This window comes from Microcoleus sp. CAWBG58, assembly GCF_020883045.1.
Classification (GTDB): domain Bacteria; phylum Cyanobacteriota; class Cyanobacteriia; order Cyanobacteriales; family Microcoleaceae; genus Microcoleus.
Genome location: NZ_JAHRFA010000015.1, coordinates 94,587 through 111,326, shown reverse-complemented (window position 1 = coordinate 111,326; position 16,740 = coordinate 94,587). Strand labels below are relative to the sequence as shown.

Sequence of the window (16,740 nt, the reverse complement as noted above, 5' to 3'; positions counted from 1 at the left end):
TAATCGTTCACTGTTCATTTAAGGAGTGGATAGGTTTTCTTTTTCACCCTCATTCTCTCCCAGCGCGGTGGCTCTAGTTCTTCTTTTGCCACCGTTCTCATCTTTGGTTAGTCTAAACTACAGTTTTAATCGTGCTTCAGCTCGGAGCAGAAATCTAGGGTTGGGAACCATGAAGCCATTTGAATCAGTGTAAAACTCTTTCAAACCGACATCTAGTCCAATTGTTTTACCTGTCATTGGAGCGGTTTCTAGTCGGTCTATAGAGATGCAAAACTGGACATAATATCCATCTGCTCGTTTAACCAACCGTACTCGCTTAATTTGGGAAGAGTTGATAAAAATTTAAGTCACGAGTACCTTTTAACTTCAGTCTACCAATTCCACACTTATCGGTAGAGGTGATTGATTTCCTATCGAACGAAAGCTTCCAAGAATTAATTTTGTACTCAACAGAACGACAGTCTTTCTGGAATTTAGGAAACCCAACTCTTTTGCCTTTAATGCCTTTTTTGACATTATCATAAAGCGGGAAATACTAGCCCATGCTCTTTCTGCACTAGCCTGCGAAAGCCATCGCACCTAACTTATTTGCTCCGGTCAATTTTTTTTGCCCAAATTGCACAATGCTTAGAAAGATCTAACCAAGATTTAGCCCCACCATCCATCCACAGTCGGATCGATTTGTTGCGAATGAATTGACAAATTCTAATTGCTTCATCTACTGCCTGAAACTAACATAGTTTTGCGTAAGCCTTGAATTCGAGAACAAGCATCTTAATTTCCTCCTGTTCCTCGGCATAACACATCGATCGTAGGAATGCCTGACTTCCTCTAAAAATATGGAGAAAGTCCCCCGCTTAAGGGGGAGGCTCTAACCCCAATTTTCTGGTAGCTCAAGAATTGTAGACGTTTTCTGACTGGGAGGTTTCGCGGCTGATGGGTTGGACTTTGGCTTTGGCTTTGGCTGCGTTGCGTTTCAGGGCCTGGAGACGAGCTTCGTATTTAGCCCGTTGAGTTTTTTTGGAGGTTTGCTCGATTAAGGTTTTTAAGGCGCTACCGAGGCTTTTATAAGCGTTTGGCAGAGTGTAGCCGAAGCGAGTGGCGAGGGTGAGAGCTTTTTCGTCAGCGTCTATTGCTTCTTTTAAGCTTTTATCTCCGTTATTTTTTTGGTAAAGTCTCCAGCCAGAGACGCCGCACAGGGCTAGGGCCAATACCAGTAGCAAGCCATCTTGCACCCAAAGTTCGCCGACGGCGCCGCCTAAACCGATCGCCAGAGCCGCCATTTCCCAACCGTCTCTGGGGATGGTGTCGTTTTGGATGCGGGCGACTTCATGCCAAAATAGGAGGTTGCGCTGATCCATTGCTAGCTGTTCCCAGCGGATCAGGTCTATCTGTATTTCTACCTGGTCTTTGCCTATCTCTTCGCTACGGATTAGGGTGGGATTAACTTCTATTGTTTTTTCTACTGTTACCCAACTTTGGAGTTCTGGGGGCAGTATATTTTTCAAGCGCCGGATCTCACTCATCTCGGCTCTTGCTGTAGAGGTTGCATAGGATGTCATAGCTCCGGCCTATTGATTTTCCAAAGGTTAATATGTGTCTATATTCTGGAGTATAGCAAACCTTGAATCCAAATACAGCCGAGCTGCGGGGGTCGATCGACCTTTTGGCAATTTTATTTGATTTTAGTCGTTGTGGGCGATCGCGTTGTGGGCGATCGCGTTGTGGGCGATCGATTTCTTCCGACTATTTCATCAACGGTTGAATTTCCTGCCGCAATTTCGACCAAGCCACCAAAACTTCCGGCTTAGAAGTAATCCCTTTTTGAACCAAAACCACCCCGTCCAATACTTCAGCAATTCCGTACAAGCCATTCCGCAGAGCTGCATCGGTAAAACGCACTCCCCCCCGAACTCTACCTCGGTCAACCTCAGCTTTCAAATTATTTTGCTTCAACTGCCACAAATCTAACAGCGCATAATCGACATCGACCACTTTTCCCTCTTCATCTTTCATCTGCATCACCTCTAAACGAATCAGATTTCGGCGACCAGAAAGGTGAGAAACTATATAACCGCTAGTAGAAACACTAGCATCTTGGGGAATCAAACTCAAGACTTTTTTGACATTAGCTGCATGGCCCAGTTGAGCAGGCAAAGATTGATAAACCCAAGGTTGGAAAGAATAAGGAGAAATAGAATACAAAGCTTTACTCGGATTAGAAGTGTAGGTAAGTACGATCGACAAACCAATACACGCAATCCAGAAGCGATGGAACCTTGGTTTAAATTTATCTTGATTTTGCGACCACCACAGGATTGTACCATAAAACAACCCCGGAACGATCGCAAATGTGTAGCGGGTGTTGATAGAAGTAGCCGACTTATTAACAACTTGCAGCAACAGAACCAGCAAAGGAAAAATAGTCATCAACCAGGCACTAGGAGCAATCGCAGGCACAAATCCTAGCGGCAACCAATGACCGAAAATATATAAAATCCGCCTGCTTGCATCCTTGAAAAATACTTCAATAATTATCTGAGGTTGAGTGATAATTGCCCACAACAGTTCTAGTGTTGACGGATTCTCTGTTTTGACAAATTTACTAAAGTAACTTGCTATGTACAAGCGGGAATTGTCAACCGAAAACCTCGGCATAATTGTATTAGTTATAAACACCACATAGCTAAAACTCAGCGCGCACAAAGCCATGCCAGCACGAGGGTAGCGACGGCTGACAATTAAATACGATCCGATGCCAAACAAGCTAATTCCAGCATCTTCGCGAGTACCTAATGTTAACACTGCGAACAGCCAAAACAGCCACCAGCGCTGCTTTTCTAAAGCTAGGAGCAAACTAAACATAAATAGAGGAATCTGGCAGTGTTCGTAAAAATTTCCCAGCGTCGGGCCGATGACACCATTTGCTCCGTAATAGCTAGCAACTATCATTACTGACATCGGAACAGATAGATAGTGTCTTGCTAAGAAATACAGCACTATTCCGGCGGCAGCAATTAAACCTACTTGCAGAACAATCAGGGTGACAGGAGATGGAAACAAAGCATAAATCGGCAGCCAAATCAGAAAATCGATGACAAAGTGTTGGCCTAAATGGATGTAAGATGGGTATGACAGTTGTCGGTCTATCAGCGACGCGCTAGAGGCGGCTGATGACATTGAACTTTGAAAAAATCGTCCGTGTACGCTGTTCCAAAATACTTGGTTAAATAGACCGTGATCGTAGGTGGATAAAAAGCTTTCGTAACGGATGATACTAAAAGTTAAAACTATTATAAAAAATATAGTTGCTAGGATTGTAGCTTGACGCAATCCTGTTTGACTGTTCCAGGAATCAATAGGTTTAAATTTCATAGTTTTTACTGAACCCGATATTTTTTCTGAGATTGACTGAAGTTGTGTTTGAATTCGGAAATAGAAATAAATTTACCTTGAGTTTTCAGAATTTCCAGGTATTTTTCAAGTTTGTCAACCATTTTGTTGCCTGAGTCTTTTTTGACGTAACCGGGTAATTTAAACTCGGAAATATCTGTGAATTCCCACGGGTGAAAGTAGATATTGAGATACGAATCTGTTTCTAGCGTTAGCTTGGTGGCTAATTGTATCATTGACAGAGGAAAGTTTTTAAAGCTCAGCCAAAATAACGGAAATCGGATCAGAGGAGTCACTGATATGGGAAGATTCAGTAATTGATTCGTATAATATGCCGTTCTGGGTTTAGAGAGATTGTTGTATCTACCGGGAATGTAAGTGGGATTCATGGATGAGTTGTATTCGTACCCTGCCTTTTCTATTTCTATATCGTCAACTGGCTGAAGTCTTGCCATTCTGAATCCGGTGACTTGAGTATTGGTTATTTGTTCTAGGGTTAGCTTAGATTTTTGCAAATCTTCGACGCAAAATTGAGAGTGGTAAAAGCCGTGGGAGGCGATTTCGTGATGTTTTGAGAGTTCCTTGATTGTGTCTCGGTGGTGGAGTGCAAAGTTGGCTGTCACAAAAAATGTGGCTTTAATCTCTAATCTGTCAAGAAGTGCTATAATATTTGACAATCCTCGGCTAGATATTTCAAATTTTATTTCCTCTTCCAGGTGTTGACCGTATTCTTCGGGGATGTCAAATTCTTCTAGATCAAAACTCAACAATATTGATTTATTCATAGTAGCCTGCGCGGTCGTTGGATCTAATCTTAAACAAGCAGCTCAGCATTTTTAGGGAATCTTTCAATATATTGACTTGAGAAAGTTTGTAGAGATGTTCTTGTGAAACTCTGGCTGGTATCTCACCAATTGTATATCCTTTCTTTTTGGCTAAGAAAAGCAGTTCTGCATCAAAGGAAAACCCGGTAAGTGTTTGTCTTTTAAATATTTGTTTGGCTGGTATTTTCTTGAAGCCTTTGAGTCCAGCTTGCATATCTTTATATTTTAAATTGAGGATAACTCGGGAAATAAAGTTAAATATTTTGCCGGCTATTTTTCTAAGTAAGGTAAGATTTCGGAAGTTTTCTCGATCGAGATTGCGGCAACCAATTACGACATCAAATTTTTCTAATTTTTCTACTAAGGGTTCGAGATGTTCGAGGGAGTATGCTAAGTCGCCATCCATGAAGCAAATGCAGTCTGCGTCTGCATATTCGCATCCTTTTTTGACGGCATACCCTTTACCTTGACGGTTGCTGTAAGAAATTAGTTTGATGTGATATGTGGGGAAATCTTTGAGTTTATTGTCTATAATTTCTAGGGTATTGTCGGTGGAGCCGTCATTAACAATGATAAAATTGTAAGCATGATTTTTTTGAGAAAATTCTAAAATTCTGTCAAAGGTTTGCTCTATGCAATTTGCTTCGTTGTAAACAGGCAGAATTACTTCGATTTTCATCATTGTTGTTCGATCGTCGGGCTTTCGCAGAAGTATGCTACCACCTCGGGCAAGAAATCACAAGTACAGGACATCACGTTTCAACAGTTGACAGTTGACAGTTGACAGTTGACAAGTGACAGTCTCTCCAAGAGAGCGACCTCTACCTAAAAGGAAGAGGGATGGAGTAATGAATAGTCCGATTTTAATTTCTCCCTCAAGGGGTTGGGGCTTTCAACCAATTCTTTCTGTGTAAAAAAGTTAGTCAAAAATAAATCTTGTCAAGTTTTAAGGGGGTGCTGCGGGAAAAGTACGATCGCCATAAATTGTATCATGCTAGACTTGGCCTAGCTCATCTTTAGGGGCGACACGGGCGATCGACAATCTAGACACTCCCAACATCTAAACTGGAAAAACCGTCATACTACCGCCTGAACTATATACCTTATGAGGTTGTAATTGTCAATGATAAATTATTTAGTTAACAAATGGCCCGAGTATTTTAAACCCGGTATGACGCCCCGAAAAAAACGTATTATTAGATTTTTACTAGCATTCCTCCTAACTTTCATCACCTATCAAGCAATCTTAGAAATTATCACAGTAGAAATTCCGATATTCGGCTTTCACGATATAGTAGATTTGCGGAATCCCCAGGAAATACCGCCGCAGCGGCGAGACTTTCCCGGCGACTACAGCCAGCAAAACTTGGAACCATTTTTAGATGACTTAGTTAGGCAGAACTATTGGTTTTTGTCAACCCAAGAGCTTTACGAGTATTTCATCGCCAATCCCAAAAAGCCGGTGCCGAGTGAATATGGCGATCGCAAAAAAGTTATGATTACCTTTGACGATGGCAACAAAAGCATTTATACGCACTTGCTCCCGATTTTACAAAGACTCGAAAATAAATATGGCAGAAAAACTAAAGTAGTTGTATTTGTCAACTCCGGCTTCTTAGGTCGTCAAGACTCACTCATAAAAAAGGTAACTTGTCAAGACTTAAGAGACGGAATGCAAAAAGGTTTTTATGATATTCAATCCCACGGACTGAACCACGAAAATCTTACAAAAATTTCTATGACAGAATTAGACAGAGAACTATCTCAAGACCAAATTATACTCAGAAAATGCACCAAAGACTTAGACCCAAATCAAATAGTTGCGTCTCACATAGCCTACCCCTTTGGCGCCGTCAACAAACAAGTTGACCAATACCTCGTCAAATACTTCTCATCCGGATACTTGTACGACAGTCTCAAATTAAAATTGCGGTTTTTTCCACCCAATAAATACCGGATTTCGAGATTAACAGTCAACAAAAAACACTCCGCAGAAAGACTCAGCAGCCTAGCTTCAGGAAGCTGGCTGCACAAACTAATTGGCAAAAAATAAGCTATAGCCTTTCTGAGCAAAGATGAAGTACGTTGTTGGGCTTCAGCCCTCTTAGTTTCAGCCGTTATATAAGCTATCAGCCATACCTCATCTTTGTGAGAAAGGCTATATACAGCTTTTACAGTTATTCAATGAAGAATTGGTGAGTGCATTGGAACACGCAACATCGGAATCACAAAATAGCATCGAAAACCAAAAAACCTTAGCAATTGCTGCCGTTTCCCAACGCGCCGACGCCCTTGATGCGCTGCGCGGACTAGCAGTATTAGCAATGGTTTTATCAGGTACAATAGCCCGCAAAACCTTACCAGCGTGGATGTATCACGCCCAATTACCACCACCAGACCATATTTTTAATAATAAGCTACCAGGATTAACCTGGGTTGACTTAGTTTTCCCCTTCTTTTTGTTTGCAATGGGCGCCGCGATACCGCTAGCTTTGTCGCGCCGCATCGCCAAGGGAGGGGATACAAAAAAAGTGATTTTCTCTATTTTGCAAAGAGGCTTTTTGTTAGCGTCATTTGCGATATTTCTCCAGCACATTCGCCCGACTACAATTAATCCAGACGAACCCAGCCCGCAAAAGTGGTGGCTGGCTTTGTGCGGTTTTTTTCTATTATTTTTAATGTACGTTCGCTGGCCCAAAAAATGGTCAACTTGGCTGTGGCGAGGGATGACAGTTGCTGGTTGGAGTGCCGGGATTGGCTTCATCTCTCATATCAAATATCCCGATGGTAGGGGAATTTCTTTTGAACGCAACGATATTATCTTGATGGTACTTGCAAATGTAGCAGTTTTTGGTTCTATAATTTGGCTCTTTACTCGTTCAAATGTGTGGTTGCGAGTCGGATTTTTGGGTTTGCTGTTGGCGGCGCGTCTGTCTTCTCATGATGATGGTTGGATTAAGCTAGTTTGGCTGTACTCTCCTGCACCTTGGCTGTTTCAATTTGATTATTTAAAGTATTTGTTTGTAGTGATTCCGGGTACGATTGTTGGAGATTTGCTTGCAAGGTGGATAGAGTATCGTTCGCCGGAAGAGGCAAGTTATGCTAGCTGGAAAAGTTGGCGCTATTTTAGCATTATGATTGTGATGTTTGCTGTCAATTTAGTTTTGTTAGTTGGACTGCAAGCTAGATTGGTATGGCAGGCGACCTTAGTGACGGTGATACTGTGTTTGTGCGGTTTGCTTTTGTTGAGAAAGCCTCGGAATGTCACGGAAAATGTATTGAACCGCCTTTACAAATGGGGGTTTTATTGGCTGGTTCTGGGTTTGCTGTTTGAACCCTATGAAGGCGGAATCAAGAAAGATTCGGCGACGATGAGTTACTTTTTTGTAACGACTGGAATGGCGATTTTTCTGTTAATTGGGTTGACGATAATTATCGATGTGTTTCAGAAGAGATGGTTTTTGCAGTTGTTTATTGATAACGGGGTGAATCCGATGATTGGGTATGCGGGATTTGCCAATATTATCTGGCCGATTCTGGTTTTAAATGAATGGGAACCGATGATTATTGAGATGACTTCCGCTGATCCGTTTATGGGTTTTTTGAGGGGCTTTGGATATACAGCGGTTTTAGCGTTAATTGTGGTGGCGTTTACGAGGTTAAAACTATTTTTGAGGACGTGATATAACGGCCATCAGAAAGATAAGGTACGTTGTTGGGCTTTAGCCCTTCTTAGTTTAGTGCTTATATAAGCTATCATTTATACCTCATCTTTTTGAGAAAGGCTATATAATTAAAGGCCGAGAGCATCTTCACGTTTGGTAATACCATTTCTCTAAAATCGTGCAACAATCTTTGACCCCCCCTAACCCCCCCTTGCTAAGGGGGGGGACAAGAGTATTGTTGTATTCTTTTTTAAAATTGGTATAAATATAATTTCCTCATCAGCTTGCCGAAATTCAATATTAAACTTATCGAACACAACTTCTCGTCCTAAAAGCATGACATCTGCTGTGTTATTTTGTATCCAAGCAGTAGGAACCATCAAAGTTTGTCCGTCAATTGTCATTTCAATCTGTCGCAAAACATACTCAACTGTTCCGCCGATTGTTTGACCTACTAATATCTGCTCTCCATCGGCTAAAGCATATCCCAAATCTTGACCTGCTTTCAAGGAAATTATACTAAAATCTGCTCCTGAATCTACGACCATAGTAGCATTAATTGCTAAGTCTTTATGCTTGAGATTTACTTGATAGGTAGGCGACCATTCATGAGTGCTGACTGTGCGGAAATAAATAGGTAAAATCACAATAGAGCCAGTAAAACCAGGAACTAAGTAAATAGAAAAAAGCTCTCCCGATGCTTCTGCTAACTGTAAAACTTCGCGCAAGTTTTCACTATTAGCGATAATGCCGTTAGCATTGTAAGCAACATATTGATGGGCATACTGTTGCAAGTGCTGGCGGTTACGGTTTAGCCATTTCAGCATTTCCCGGCTTTCGTTTTTAGCAGGAGTTGTATTCATAAATGATGCTGTGATTGGCTAGAGGGATTTGCTGGCAAACCTAGGGAGTTACCGCTTATGAAAGTGACTTAAGAATGCCGCTTTCTAACTGATAAATTGCTGCCATGATTCCGGTTTCAGGATGTGTGAGCAGGGATTTTTTTACATCTTTCAAGTATTCTACAATGTGTTCGCGCAAAATTGGTCTTTCTACTGTGACTGTATGATTGTAATCCCACAAATCCCAGATAATAATCCCGATGCCGACAATCGGGTCGATTAAACCTACTCCAAGCTGACTTGCAACTGTACCGCCTGTTTTTGTTGCTACTTTGGCGGCGGCTTTGCTGGCAACTTTTGCTGTAACTTTGCTGCCGACTTTGGTTGCTACTCCCAATATTAATGGTTTAGCAATTAAGTAACCGCTGCCACCAACTAATACTTTTAATGATAAATTTGAGACGTTTCCTTTGTCGCTAATTGTGGTGGCAATATCGTTCAGATATTTGTCCCACTGTACTTGTGGGATGTTATAATTGTTTTGAACTACTTTGACATTTTTGCTGACTTCGGCTATGTACAAGTTAGCAGTATCTTGAGTGATTAATTGAAATTTGAGTTGAGCGTTTTTGGGAACCAGCACGCGGTTAGCAAATTCTCTTTGGAAGTCTTCGGTTAATTTTTCGGAAACCGCACGAGATGCTGCGTTCATGTCAAATCGGTTGAGTACGGCTGATTTGACGAAATTGAAAGGAACTGTAAACTCCATCTTTTTTTGATTGAAGTAATCGAAGTACCAATCGAGGAAGCTATTGTCTACTCGTGCTATTACTTCGGTTTCCCATTTGTCTAATTCTTTTGATGCGAAACTCTCGGCTGTTGTATGGGCTGTTTGGATGGCTTTTTTAATGTCTTGGTTGACTTTGCTGAAGTCGTGCGGGGGCGAGACTACAACGGTTGTGGTTGCGGTATTTGTTAGCGACTGGGATATGAGAAAGTTGCCTAGTAGGGGAATGATGACTACTAGAATTACAACTGTCCAAATCATCGGTGTCACGGTTTTGATAAACTGAGCGATGACTCTGAGGCGTTCTGTTTTCTCTGAATAGCTGATTTTTTCGGTGTCTCGACTCATGGCGGTTCCTCAATTGATGAGAATGTCGGGCTAGTTTTGATTATAGACGGCGTTTTGTGAGTTGTGTTACGGGGGTGTAGCCTGGGATTCTGGAAGGGTTGGGGCAAAAGTGCGTGCAATGGATATATCCAAAAGGAATCACCCGTTTTTTTCACTATTGGAAATTTTAGCGGCGCGTAAAAATTATTTGCTCGTCAGGTTGTCTCAATTCAATGTTGAAGACATCAAACACAACTTCTCTTCCTAAAAGCAATTGTTCGCCACCTGTATCTTTTTGCAACCATGCCGTAAGAGCAACAAAACTATGTCCGTCAATAGTCATTTCTACATTTCGGATCGCATACTCAACTGTTCCTCCAATTGTTTCTGCTAATAAACTTGATTCTGAATCAGCCAAAGCGTATCCTAAATCTTGACCAACTTTGAGCGATATTAAACTTAGTTCAGCACCGGAGTCTACTAACATTGCTGTGGATAATTCTATATCTCTATGCTTCAGTTTTACATAATAGTTTGGCTGCAATCAGTGCGAGTAACTGCTCGAAAGCGAATCGGCAAAATCTGAACAGAAGCACAGTAGCGGGGAACTAAGTAAATTGCAAAAATTTCTTCGGAAGCTTCAGCTAATGCCAAAACTTCTTGCAAGTTTTCACTGTGAGCGATTAATCGATCGCCATTGTGAGCAATATATTGATTGCGATATAAATCTAATAACATCCGGCGGTTGCGAGTGAGCCATTTCAGCATTTCACGGCTTTCGCTAGGAGAGGGTGTTGTACTCATATATTTTGCTGAATATAAAAAATATTGTCATAAAAACTGCTGGCTAATTTCGATTATAGGCGATCGTACTTGCGATCGTGTTGCGGGCGATCGTGTTGCGGGCGTGTAGGCTGGCTGGGATTCTGGAAAAGTTGGCGAAAAAGCCATAACCGACGAAGCTATCCCGTCACTCCGAAGGTTAAATTTTAGCCAGTCTTACTCAACACAGCCAAAATATATTGTTCAAGACTAACTCCTTCCCTTTCGGCTTTTTCTGCTAAACTCAAATGTAGAGATTTAGGAATTTGTAACCATAAATTTCCGCTATATTCAACTTCCGTTGCAGGCAAAGGAATCTCATCTTCACACTCATAAGCTGTTTCTATCCACAATTCTCTAGCTTCCTGAATATTCTCCATCGCTTCCGATAAATTTTCACCCTGAGACATACAACCAGGAAGGTCTTTGATTATCGCTGTATAGCCTTCGGATTCTGGATAAAAACTGATAGGATATTTAAGACTCAAGTAATAGTCTATAGATTTAAGCTTGACTTTCATCATCAATTAAGCCACTTGCTCAACATTGAGCCGTCCTTCAATCCGCTCATATTCATCTTCAAGCAGCCAAAGCCTTGCTTCCTCATAGGTAGAACAAGCAAAAACAATCTTATAGTCTTCAGTCGGGTCGAAAATGCAAAAATTATTTTTATCATCACCGAGCAACATCAAAACATAAGGAGGGACAGAGGTAGGGTCAACCCATATTTCTGTAAACTGCCAGTTATTTGCTAGGTTGGGTACGGGGGATGACATGATATTTATCTCCTGTTACTTTTATTTCACCGTAATGTAAAGGAATTCGGCTGCCATCACTCTCAATTCTATAACCAATTGGGCTGGCAAAGTAGAGTCCATATCGTTCGTGATTGCGAATAATGCCTGTGAATTCCCCACTTTCTATTATGGCTTGTGCCACTCTAATCATTGTAGCTTCATTGTTAAATACATGAGCAGAGCCCCCTCGCTGCAATAACCTTTGCATTTGTAGTGTATCTGGGAGATGCTTGGCAATGTGTTTATTGTCTATAGTTAGTTCGCGGTTAATACCACTCATTTAATCTGAAAATCTCAGTAATATTTTGATAAAAACCCCGGTTTATTTAATAAACCGGGGTTTTTTATACAACGCTAAAAGCAATTAAACTTTAGCTTCTTTCTTCACCAAATCACCCCAACCCAAATCCTTCAGCGAATTATTCCGGCGCAGGGGACGAGTCACCAACTCCAAAATATCTCGCGCGTTTCCAAAGCCGTGAATCTGTGCGAAAGTAAACTCAACTGACCATTTAGTATTGATTCCCCGCGCTTCCAATGGATTCGCGTGAGCCATACCAGTAATTACCAAGTCGATATTTTGCTCGTAAATCCGCTGTAGCTGATTGTAATTGTCGGGTTTTTCGACAATCCGAGGTGTGGGAACACCCATCTCGTGACAAGTCTTTTCTAACAAAGCTAATTCAGCGGCTTGATAGCGTTTGTCCATGTAAGGAATGCCGATTTCCGGGCAAGTCATGCCGCAACGAATTAAGAATCGTGCTAAGGAAATTTCTAGCAAGTTGTCGCCCATGAAGAAGACTGATTTGCCGCGAATGATTTGCAAATAATCTTCCAAACCAGCCCAGATTTGCGCTTCTCTTTCGTCTAAACCTTTTGGTTCAATGTTGAGTACAGAGCAAATCTTTTCAATCCAGGCGCGAGTTCCGTCAGGCCCGATAGGGAATGGAGCACCAATTAGCTTACACTTACGACGGCGCATCAACGTAGAAGCGGTACGGGACAAGAACGGATTCATGCCAGATACATAATAGCCTTCTTCCAAAACTGGCAATTCAGTGTAGCGCTTGGAAGGCAGCCAACCGGAAACTTTGATGCCTTGCTTCTTCAATTCTAAGGTGAGCTGAGTGACAACCGGATCGGGTAAGGAACCGAAAAGTACCAGCGGTGTGTGCTTGACATATTCCGATTCATCTGCTGCAACTTCCTCTTTTTTCTTGCCGAAATTCAGCAGTTGAGAGATGGCGTTGCGTTCTACTTTTTGAGATTCCATCACTGGCGCTTTCTCAGGGCATTTAGCAGCCATCGCGGCTAAAACGGTATCTTCGCCTTGAGTGAAAGCGTAGTCTAAGCCGTTAGCGCGGGCTGTGACGATCGGAATGCCAATTTCGGCTTCCAGCTTCGGCGCCAAGCCTTCCAAGTCCATTTTGATGATTTCGGTGGTGCAGGTGCCGATCCAGACAATTACACTGGGGTTACGATCGCGCTTAATTTGCAAGCACAGTCGTTTCAACTCATCAAAATCGTTTAATTGAGCGGAAATATCGCCTTCTTCCAACTCAGCCATCGCATAGCGGGGTTCGGCAAAAATCATCACGCCCATGGCATTTTGCAAGAAATAGCCGCAAGTCTTAGTACCGATGACTAGGAAAAAGCTATCTTCAATTTTTTGATAAAGCCAAGCTACGCAGCTAATCGGACAAAATGTGTGATAATTACCAGTTTCGCATTCAAAGTTTAAGGCTTCTGGCTCAGTAGTCGTAATTGCAGTCATATTTCAAATGTTCTCCATTTAAATTGTTTTTCGTCTTGAACTTTCCCAGGCTGTGTTAGCGAGGAAATAGCTGTATTTGGCGATCGCGCGATCGCAGAACAATAATAGAAATACCTGGTTTTGGCGCAATTCTTTTGAAAAATAGATGCAGCAAACTGAATATTTTCGCAGCAGCAGCATCTAAAATTCCAGCTCAAAAATTCTGCGCGAGGGCTGGTAATCCCTCACAGCAGGGATTTAGTGTTTTTCAACTCGGTGACGCTCCTACACCAACCGCAAGCGGTATGTTGTAGGCATCTGAGTCCGGTCAAGGATATCAAGATCTTCCTTCAAGGTACTCCCATCGTTTCCCTCTACGGCGTTTTATAGTGAGGAACACGTAGAGCCCCACTTGTCACATCAAAACTTTTGACTTAGACCCAGATTGTTATTCTTTGATCTAAGGTATGAGTATTTTACCGCAATTATTACGGAGGAGTGCTCGTCTCGTCGCCACCCTCCATTATTGGTTGGCTACGCTCAACATCGCTTGGAGGGTCGCTCATATCCTCGCACGTCTTTCATCCCACCCCAAATCAAAGATTATGGGCTGGGGATTCCCACCTGTCTAGCTAAGCTAAAAACCATTTTGGTGGTTGTGAGTTTGAGTTAATTAAAATTTAACAACTCGCAACTCACAACTCACAAATAGGCGGGAAAACTCCAGACTGGGATAAAATTTGGCGATCGCAACAACCTTACTTAAAATCCGACAAAAAGCCCGAAATCTCTTCATCCTCATCATCAGAATCCAAATCACCGAGACCTAGAGCATCTAAATCATCTTCATCAGGATCTCCGGTAGTTGCTTCCCCCAAATCGTCTAGTCCGAGTTCGTCGAGGTCATCGTCATCAGATACAGAGAAATCGTCAAGACCATCTTCGTCCAAGTCGCCCAGATCCATATCTAGGTCATCTGAGGTCGTTGCCCCAAACGGATCGGGTATTGCTTCGGCGACAAACTCTGCATCTTCTTCCCCAAACGGATCGGATATCCCCGCTTCGAGATCCCCAGAGGTCAAAGTCCCAAATTCGGAGGCTTCTTCTTCCTCATCGTCGAGGTCGAGACCGCCCAAAGCCGAGGCTTCATCTTCCTCGTCATCAAGGTCGAGACCGCCCAAAGCTGAGGCTTCATCTTCCTCGTCATCGAGGTCGAGACCGCCCAAAGAGGCTTCATCTTCCTCGTCATCGAGGTCGAGACCGCCCAAAGCTGAGGCTTCATCTTCCTCGTCATCGCTCATATCGAAGTCTGATATGGCGTCTTCCTCATCCTCGCCCATATCGAAGCCAGATATGCCGTCTTCCTCATCCTCGCTCATATCAAAGTCTGATATGGCGTCTTCCTCATCGTCCCCGAGAGCGAGACCGTCCAAAGCCGAGGCTTCTTCTTCCTCATCCTCATCCATGTCGAAGTCGGAGGCTTCTTCTTCCTCATCCTCGTCCATGTCGAAGTCGGAGACAGATTCTTCCTCATCCTCATCCATGTCGAAGTCAGAGACTGCTTCTGCCTCGTCCTCGTCCATGTCGAAGTCAGAGACTGCTTCTTCCTCATCCGGTCTCAGTGCGTTAGCAGCAGCAGCCAAACCTGCGACTCCGGCGACTCCGGCGACTACTCCGGCTGCTGTCAGGGCCGCACCGCCTAATTTATTAGATTTGGCATCAGCGGGTGCAGCAGTTGCAGTGGGAGCGGCAGTTGGAGCGGCTGCGGGTGCAGCAGTTGGAGCGGCTGCGGGTGCAGCAGTTGCAGTTGGAGCGGCTGCGGGTGCAGCAGTTGCAGTTGGAGCGGCTGCGGGTGCAGCAGTTGCAGTTGGAGGTTGACCGGCCACCTGTGGCACGGTACTTGAAGGCATACCCAGTGCTAGATCCGGGTCAAAATTTAGACCCAAGACTTCGATCAGGCTGTCTGCATCCGGCTTGAGTTTTGAGAAGGGCAGCATTAATTGCTGGAGTTCCGGCTCCAGGGCAGCCGCAATTCCCAGGATGAGGTAAGAAACAGGCCTTTTCCCGCCGTCGGGTGTGGCGACCGTGTTGTCAGCCGTCATGTGCAGGAGCAGCCAAGTCCGATTTGCCTGGTAGTAGTCCAACCACTTCTGTTTGAGAGCAACTGAAAAAGTATCAAAAAAAGCCATAACCTCTTTATCCTCATCCTGATCGCTAGACCTATTAAACCATCATCAGGTCTAGCTCATCTTCCTCCTTCTTGACCACCGGTTGCACAGGATTTAGATAAAAATCTGACAACAAGGAGAATAATTCGCGATCGGGTGTGTCGTTGGGCACTACTCCTTCGGGCATTGCCAAAATTTGGTCGGCGATGTTGAGGTAGTAATCGCAGACGTAGTTGAGGGATGGGTCAGACTCGGCCATCTCAAACAAAGTTTTGCCTTTGACGCGAGAAACGCGGATGTCTTCAATTAGCGGCAGGACTTCCAGCACTGGCATGGGTACGGTGTCGATGTACTTGTCGATCAAATCGCGCTTGGAGGTGCGGTTGCCAATTAGACCGGCGAGGCGCAACGGGTGAGTGCGGGCTTTTTCGCGAACTGAGGCAGCGATGCGGTTGGCTGCAAATAATGCGTCGAATCCGTTGTCGGTCACAATCATGCAGTAGTCGGCGTAGTTCAATGGGGCAGCAAAACCGCCGCACACTACGTCGCCGAGTACGTCGAACAGGATGACATCGTATTCCTCGAAGGCATTGAGTTCTTTGAGCAGTTTAACGGTCTCTCCGACTACGTAGCCGCCGCAACCAGCTCCTGCGGGCGGGCCGCCTGCTTCTACGCAGTCAACGCCGCCGTAGCCTTTGTAGATGACATCTTCTGGCCAAACGTCTTCGTAGTGATAATCCTTTTCCTGAAGGGTGTCAATAATTGTGGGGATCAAGAAGCCCGTGAGGGTAAATGTGCTGTCGTGCTTTGGATCGCAACCAATTTGCAAAACTTTCTTGCCGCGTTTGGCTAGGGCAACGGAGATGTTGCAGCTTGTTGTCGATTTGCCGATTCCACCTTTTCCGTAAACTGCGAGTTTCACTCTTTTTTCTCCTATAGGTTTCTATCAAAACGATCGGGCTGGGGTTTTACGCTTTGATGTTGCGATCGCCCCAATGCAATAACCTTTCCTCCAGTGCCCTTACCGCAATCCCATTCTTGTCAAGTTTGGAGTTGGCTGTGCGGAAAGCTCGTTGAAAGCATTATTAGCTAAGTTACGAGGAAAAGAAAGGGGCCCTCGAAATGAAAATGCTAGTAATTCTATTTATTTTGCATCTTTGGGCATCTTAGCTGATTTTTTGATTTACAAATCTATTTTTATAAATATTTTAGATTTTATTTAAGTTTTAGAATACTTTCTTAATAAAAAGAGGTACAAAAACAAAACAAAAATTAACTTCTCAAATAATCTCAGTCTTTGGGTTTGGGGCTAGGATGGGTGCAGTTGATGGCTTGTGGGGTAAGTGGAGGGGGAACAAAGGC

18 protein-coding genes are annotated in these 16,740 nt (G+C 43.4%); 3 read left to right on the top strand and 15 right to left on the bottom strand.

Features of this window, described 5'->3' with window-relative positions; translation table 11 throughout:
- Nucleotides 1–893: 893 nt before the first annotated feature.
- Nucleotides 894–1,562: a DUF3318 domain-containing protein gene (locus tag QZ918_RS09430; RefSeq protein ID WP_293143955.1), complete on the bottom strand. Its 669-nt coding sequence runs from the start codon at nucleotides 1,560–1,562 to the stop codon at nucleotides 894–896.
- Nucleotides 1,563–1,624: 62 nt separating this feature from the next.
- On the opposite strand from QZ918_RS09430, the gene QZ918_RS09425 reads away from it, so the two are divergent.
- Nucleotides 1,625–1,765 (top strand): hypothetical protein, encoded by a 141-nt coding sequence (locus QZ918_RS09425; RefSeq protein WP_293333922.1) that lies wholly within the window; start codon nucleotides 1,625–1,627, stop codon nucleotides 1,763–1,765.
- On the opposite strand, the gene QZ918_RS09420 is transcribed toward QZ918_RS09425, so the two are convergent.
- From QZ918_RS09420 to QZ918_RS09410, 3 genes are read right to left on the bottom strand one after another with little or no spacing between them, the layout of a single operon-like run.
- Entirely contained in the window at nucleotides 1,747–3,375 is a 1,629-nt protein-coding gene (locus tag QZ918_RS09420) for a DUF2079 domain-containing protein (protein WP_293333920.1), read from the bottom strand. The two genes, QZ918_RS09425 and QZ918_RS09420, sit on opposite strands and share 19 nt — an antisense overlap.
- 5 nt (nucleotides 3,376–3,380) lie before the next feature.
- A complete protein-coding gene (locus tag QZ918_RS09415) occupies nucleotides 3,381–4,178 on the bottom strand; it encodes a polysaccharide deacetylase family protein (protein ID WP_293333917.1) in 798 nt (265 codons plus the stop codon).
- Nucleotides 4,171–4,899 carry a glycosyltransferase gene (locus QZ918_RS09410; protein WP_293333914.1) on the bottom strand — a complete coding sequence of 243 codons (729 nt, stop codon included), beginning with the start codon at nucleotides 4,897–4,899 and terminating at the stop codon, nucleotides 4,171–4,173. The genes QZ918_RS09415 and QZ918_RS09410 overlap by 8 nt, the downstream gene beginning before the upstream one ends.
- Nucleotides 4,900–5,388: 489 nt before the next feature.
- Here QZ918_RS09410 and QZ918_RS09405 point away from each other — a divergent pair, with 489 nt between their 5' ends.
- Together QZ918_RS09405 and QZ918_RS09400 are read left to right on the top strand one after the other, a co-directional pair.
- Nucleotides 5,389–6,270, top strand: a complete 882-nt coding sequence (locus QZ918_RS09405; protein ID WP_293333911.1) for a polysaccharide deacetylase family protein — start codon at nucleotides 5,389–5,391, stop codon at nucleotides 6,268–6,270.
- 142 nt (nucleotides 6,271–6,412) lie between these two features.
- Nucleotides 6,413–7,900 carry a DUF5009 domain-containing protein gene (locus tag QZ918_RS09400; RefSeq protein WP_293333908.1) on the top strand — a complete coding sequence of 496 codons (1,488 nt, stop codon included), beginning with the start codon at nucleotides 6,413–6,415 and terminating at the stop codon, nucleotides 7,898–7,900.
- A 182-nt stretch (nucleotides 7,901–8,082) separates the two neighbouring features.
- Here the strand turns inward: QZ918_RS09400 and QZ918_RS09395 are convergent, their stop codons facing one another.
- The 11 genes from QZ918_RS09395 to bchL all read right to left on the bottom strand — a co-directional run bounded on the left by QZ918_RS09395 (nucleotide 8,083) and on the right by bchL (nucleotide 16,300).
- A complete protein-coding gene (locus QZ918_RS09395) occupies nucleotides 8,083–8,745 on the bottom strand; it encodes a retropepsin-like domain-containing protein (RefSeq protein ID WP_293333905.1) in 663 nt (220 codons plus the stop codon).
- 55 nt (nucleotides 8,746–8,800) lie between these two features.
- Nucleotides 8,801–9,859, bottom strand: a complete 1,059-nt coding sequence (locus QZ918_RS09390; RefSeq protein WP_293333902.1) for a hypothetical protein — start codon at nucleotides 9,857–9,859, stop codon at nucleotides 8,801–8,803.
- 166 nt (nucleotides 9,860–10,025) lie between these two features.
- Complete coding sequence (locus QZ918_RS09385) at nucleotides 10,026–10,325, bottom strand: retropepsin-like aspartic protease (RefSeq protein WP_293333899.1); 300 nt, start codon at nucleotides 10,323–10,325, stop codon at nucleotides 10,026–10,028.
- A 35-nt stretch (nucleotides 10,326–10,360) separates the two neighbouring features.
- Nucleotides 10,361–10,642: a DUF5678 domain-containing protein gene (locus tag QZ918_RS09380; protein WP_293333896.1), complete on the bottom strand. Its 282-nt coding sequence runs from the start codon at nucleotides 10,640–10,642 to the stop codon at nucleotides 10,361–10,363.
- A gap of 185 nt (nucleotides 10,643–10,827) precedes the next feature.
- The gene (locus QZ918_RS09375) at nucleotides 10,828–11,184 is read right to left on the bottom strand and encodes a type II toxin-antitoxin system HicB family antitoxin (RefSeq protein WP_293333893.1); all 357 of its coding nucleotides are present in this window, start codon (nucleotides 11,182–11,184) and stop codon (nucleotides 10,828–10,830) included.
- 3 nt (nucleotides 11,185–11,187) lie between these two features.
- The gene (locus QZ918_RS09370) at nucleotides 11,188–11,436 is read right to left on the bottom strand and encodes a hypothetical protein (RefSeq protein ID WP_293333890.1); all 249 of its coding nucleotides are present in this window, start codon (nucleotides 11,434–11,436) and stop codon (nucleotides 11,188–11,190) included.
- Nucleotides 11,405–11,737 (bottom strand): DUF6972 family protein, encoded by a 333-nt coding sequence (locus QZ918_RS09365; RefSeq protein ID WP_293333887.1) that lies wholly within the window; start codon nucleotides 11,735–11,737, stop codon nucleotides 11,405–11,407. The genes QZ918_RS09370 and QZ918_RS09365 overlap by 32 nt, the downstream gene beginning before the upstream one ends.
- An 84-nt stretch (nucleotides 11,738–11,821) precedes the next feature.
- Nucleotides 11,822–13,231 carry a ferredoxin:protochlorophyllide reductase (ATP-dependent) subunit N gene (locus QZ918_RS09360; RefSeq protein WP_293333883.1) on the bottom strand — a complete coding sequence of 470 codons (1,410 nt, stop codon included), beginning with the start codon at nucleotides 13,229–13,231 and terminating at the stop codon, nucleotides 11,822–11,824.
- A gap of 18 nt (nucleotides 13,232–13,249) precedes the next feature.
- Nucleotides 13,250–13,411 carry a hypothetical protein gene (locus QZ918_RS09355; RefSeq protein WP_293333880.1) on the bottom strand — a complete coding sequence of 54 codons (162 nt, stop codon included), beginning with the start codon at nucleotides 13,409–13,411 and terminating at the stop codon, nucleotides 13,250–13,252.
- Nucleotides 13,412–13,968: 557 nt separating this feature from the next.
- Nucleotides 13,969–15,399 (bottom strand): DUF5331 domain-containing protein, encoded by a 1,431-nt coding sequence (locus tag QZ918_RS09350; RefSeq protein WP_293333877.1) that lies wholly within the window; start codon nucleotides 15,397–15,399, stop codon nucleotides 13,969–13,971.
- A gap of 34 nt (nucleotides 15,400–15,433) precedes the next feature.
- Complete coding sequence (gene bchL, locus QZ918_RS09345) at nucleotides 15,434–16,300, bottom strand: ferredoxin:protochlorophyllide reductase (ATP-dependent) iron-sulfur ATP-binding protein (RefSeq protein WP_293249824.1); 867 nt, start codon at nucleotides 16,298–16,300, stop codon at nucleotides 15,434–15,436.
- Between the last annotated feature and the right edge of the window lie 440 nt (nucleotides 16,301–16,740).

What these genes read in the sequence shown, in the direction of transcription:
- QZ918_RS09355 (WP_293333880.1), bottom strand. Translation starts at nt 13,411, where the DNA reads ATGCTGCTGCTGCGAAAATATTCAGTTTGCTGCATCTATTTTTCAAAA.
- QZ918_RS09430 (WP_293143955.1), bottom strand. Translation starts at nt 1,562, where the DNA reads ATGACATCCTATGCAACCTCTACAGCAAGAGCCGAGATGAGTGAGATC.
- QZ918_RS09375 (WP_293333893.1), bottom strand. Translation starts at nt 11,184, where the DNA reads ATGATGAAAGTCAAGCTTAAATCTATAGACTATTACTTGAGTCTTAAA.
- QZ918_RS09415 (WP_293333917.1), bottom strand. Translation starts at nt 4,178, where the DNA reads ATGAATAAATCAATATTGTTGAGTTTTGATCTAGAAGAATTTGACATC.
- QZ918_RS09350 (WP_293333877.1), bottom strand. Translation starts at nt 15,399, where the DNA reads ATGGCTTTTTTTGATACTTTTTCAGTTGCTCTCAAACAGAAGTGGTTG.
- QZ918_RS09360 (WP_293333883.1), bottom strand. Translation starts at nt 13,231, where the DNA reads ATGACTGCAATTACGACTACTGAGCCAGAAGCCTTAAACTTTGAATGC.
- QZ918_RS09365 (WP_293333887.1), bottom strand. Translation starts at nt 11,737, where the DNA reads ATGAGTGGTATTAACCGCGAACTAACTATAGACAATAAACACATTGCC.
- QZ918_RS09370 (WP_293333890.1), bottom strand. Translation starts at nt 11,436, where the DNA reads ATGTCATCCCCCGTACCCAACCTAGCAAATAACTGGCAGTTTACAGAA.
- QZ918_RS09380 (WP_293333896.1), bottom strand. Translation starts at nt 10,642, where the DNA reads ATGAGTACAACACCCTCTCCTAGCGAAAGCCGTGAAATGCTGAAATGG.
- QZ918_RS09395 (WP_293333905.1), bottom strand. Translation starts at nt 8,745, where the DNA reads ATGAATACAACTCCTGCTAAAAACGAAAGCCGGGAAATGCTGAAATGG.
- QZ918_RS09385 (WP_293333899.1), bottom strand. Translation starts at nt 10,325, where the DNA reads ATGTTAGTAGACTCCGGTGCTGAACTAAGTTTAATATCGCTCAAAGTT.
- QZ918_RS09405 (WP_293333911.1), top strand. Translation starts at nt 5,389, where the DNA reads ATGACGCCCCGAAAAAAACGTATTATTAGATTTTTACTAGCATTCCTC.
- QZ918_RS09420 (WP_293333920.1), bottom strand. Translation starts at nt 3,375, where the DNA reads ATGAAATTTAAACCTATTGATTCCTGGAACAGTCAAACAGGATTGCGT.
- QZ918_RS09390 (WP_293333902.1), bottom strand. Translation starts at nt 9,859, where the DNA reads ATGAGTCGAGACACCGAAAAAATCAGCTATTCAGAGAAAACAGAACGC.
- QZ918_RS09410 (WP_293333914.1), bottom strand. Translation starts at nt 4,899, where the DNA reads ATGATGAAAATCGAAGTAATTCTGCCTGTTTACAACGAAGCAAATTGC.